The organism is Exiguobacterium sp. UBA3491 (assembly GCF_002377745.1).
Lineage (GTDB): Bacteria > Bacillota > Bacilli > Exiguobacteriales > Exiguobacteriaceae > Exiguobacterium_A.
Map to the genome: position 1 here is coordinate 35,242 of NZ_DFQK01000030.1, position 2,785 is coordinate 38,026.

The 2,785-nt window shown below is 49.6% G+C and carries 3 protein-coding genes and 1 pseudogene; all 4 read left to right on the forward strand.

Annotation, left to right across the window (positions count from 1 at the left end):
* Positions 1-258: pseudogene (locus tag B4F99_RS11435) on the forward strand (2-succinyl-5-enolpyruvyl-6-hydroxy-3-cyclohexene-1-carboxylic-acid synthase); the annotation flags it as partial.
* The gene (gene menH, locus B4F99_RS11440) at positions 255-1,031 is read left to right on the forward strand and encodes a 2-succinyl-6-hydroxy-2,4-cyclohexadiene-1-carboxylate synthase (RefSeq protein WP_290758027.1); all 777 of its coding nucleotides are present in this window, start codon (positions 255-257) and stop codon (positions 1,029-1,031) included. The pseudogene B4F99_RS11435 and the gene menH, both read left to right, overlap by 4 nt.
* An 18-nt stretch (positions 1,032-1,049) precedes the next feature.
* Positions 1,050-1,874: a 1,4-dihydroxy-2-naphthoyl-CoA synthase gene (gene menB, locus B4F99_RS11445; protein ID WP_023469886.1), complete on the forward strand. Its 825-nt coding sequence runs from the start codon at positions 1,050-1,052 to the stop codon at positions 1,872-1,874.
* Positions 1,875-1,945: 71 nt separating this feature from the next.
* Positions 1,946-2,785: AMP-binding protein (locus B4F99_RS11450; RefSeq protein WP_290758030.1), on the forward strand; the 840-nt coding region annotated here is incomplete at its 3' end.

Consider the following 2,785-nt stretch of genomic DNA (forward strand, 5'->3'; position numbering starts at 1 on the left):
CCGCAACAGCAACTCGAGCAAGCGGTGTTCGAGCCACTATTCGGTACACCGCAGCATCTCGACTTCGCCTCCCTCGCCTCCGGCTACGGTGTGACCTATCAGGCGATTGATTCGATTGCTGCGTTACGTCAAGCACTTGCGGAAGAGACGAATGTCACTCGGATACTTGAAGTCAAGACAACACGAATCGAAAACGTACAGATGCATCGTTCGATTTGGGACGTGACGAATCAAGCGTTAGCCGAGGTATTCCGATGATTTTACGCGGTCATCCCTATCATGTGAAAATCGAGGGAGCTGGTCCACCGCTCTTATTACTCCACGGTTTTACAGGCTCCCTCTCGACGTGGGACATGCTAAGTGAGCATTTATCGACTCACTTCACCGTCTACCGCCTCGATTTGATGGGACATGGAGAAACGATACCAGCGTCTAATCAACGAATGCGTTTGACACAACAAGTCAAGGATCTTGAGGCGCTGCTCGCTATGCGATCCGAGCCATGGATTGTCCTCGGTTATTCGATGGGCGGACGAATCGCCTTAATGTTGAGTGTCGTCTCTGAGCAAATCGCTCGAACAATCGCTGTTAGTACAACACCAGGTATCAAGACGGCAGTGGAGCGAAAAGTACGTCGTGCATCCGATCGTATGTTAGCGGAGCGACTCGAAAAGGATGGACTCGAAGCCTTCATTGATCATTGGGAGACACTTGGATTATTTAAACCTCAAGCGCTTCTCAAAGAACAACAACGCACGCGACTGCGGCAGGAGCGTATGTCTCAAACGGTTGAAGGTCTGAGCGCTTCGCTTCGAGCACAAGGTACAGGAAGCATGCCCTCTCTTTGGTCATGCCTTCCGAAAGAGATTGATTGGATTGTCGGGGAAGAGGACGAAAAATTCCGCGCCATCGCCTTACGAGCGGCATCACCTGAAAAAATTCACGTGATTTTGGATGCTTCGCATGCCCCACATATCGACCAACCGCAAAAGTTTGTTACAATGGTAAAGAATCTACTTATTCATCACTAACATATTGGGGGAATTCAAATGAAATACGCTCCGGAATGGGTATCAGCCCGTAGCTATGAAGACATCAAATATGAACAATGGAACGGGATCGCAAAAATCACGATCAACCGTCCAGAAGTTCGCAATGCGTTCCGACCACACACGGTCCATGAACTCATCGACGCATTTTCACGTGCACGTGACGATCAAAACGTCGGCGTCATCATCTTAACAGGTGAAGGCGATCTCGCATTCTGCTCTGGTGGAGACCAAAAGGTACGCGGACATGGTGGATATGTCGGCGACGATGAAATCCCACGTTTAAACGTCCTTGATCTTCAACGTTTGATTCGTGTCATCCCGAAACCAGTCATCGCTATGGTCGCAGGTTATGCGATTGGTGGCGGGCACGTCCTTCACCTCGTGTGTGACTTGACGATCGCTGCAGACAACGCCCGCTTCGGACAAACAGGTCCAAAAGTCGGTTCATTCGATGCTGGATATGGCTCTGGTTACCTCGCGCGCGTCGTTGGACACAAGAAAGCGCGTGAAATCTGGTACCTCTGCCGTCAATATGACGCACAGCAAGCACTTGATATGGGACTCGTCAACACGGTCGTTCCACTCGCGGATCTCGAGCAAGAAACGATTCAATGGTGTGCTGAAATTCTTCAACATTCACCAACGGCTCTTCGTTTCCTCAAAGCGGCATTCAACGCCGATTCAGATGGTCTCGCAGGGATTCAGCAACTCGCAGGAGATGCAACATTACTGTACTACACGACTGACGAAGCAAAAGAAGGACGCGATGCGTTCAAAGAAAAACGCAATCCTGACTTCGGACAGTTTCCGCGTTTCCCATAATGAAAAAAAGGTTCAATCGTCTTATGACATTGAACCTTTTTCGTATATTCATCAAAAAGGAAGTGACTATTTTGTATCCTTGGATCTATACACGGGCAAAAGAGCAACCGGATGACATCGCGCTCATTACGGAAACGGAGCGTTGGACGTGGTCTGAACTATATGCACGCGCGCATCGTTTGGCGAGTACGTGGGCGACGATCGTGACACGCGGAGACCGGATTGCTCTTTACGGTCCATCCAGTGCACAGTATATCGTCGCTCTTCACGCTGCTCAATTGCTTGAATTAACCGTCGTCCCGATCAACACTCGACTAACGCAAACGGAAGTGCTGCGCCAATTCAAACAGGCAAATGTGCGGCTCGTCGTAACAGACCGGATACTCGATACAGCGATTCCGTGTCGAGCTTTTTCTTATGAAAAAGAAGCGCCCGATCTGTTAATACGCCATATGCCTAAACAATACGTCCAATCAATGCTCTTTACGAGTGGTACGACCGGACATCCGAAAGCTGTGGAACAAACGATGTTGAATCATTTCTCGAGTGCGACGAATGCCGCTCGTCATATCGGATCACTGCCAGAGGATCGTTTTTTGATTGTCACACCACTGTTTCATATGAGTGGGTTAGCCGTCGTCTATCGAGCGGTCATCTATGGAGTACCGATCATTCTCGAGCCACATTTTTCACCAGAACGCGCCTTACACTGGATTACGACAGAAAAAATTACACATGTCTCACTCGTCTCAGTCATGCTTGATCGGTTGCTCGACGCTGGACTACGTCGTCACGCGCTTCGCGTCGTACTGACAGGGGGTGGTCCTGTTCCATTACCGATTCTGACGCGTGCACTCGACCGCAATATTCCTGTCATGCAGACATATGGGATGACGGAAACAGCTTCTCAA

What these genes read in the sequence shown, in the direction of transcription:
- menH (WP_290758027.1), top strand. Translation starts at nt 255, where the DNA reads ATGATTTTACGCGGTCATCCCTATCATGTGAAAATCGAGGGAGCTGGT.
- menB (WP_023469886.1), top strand. Translation starts at nt 1,050, where the DNA reads ATGAAATACGCTCCGGAATGGGTATCAGCCCGTAGCTATGAAGACATC.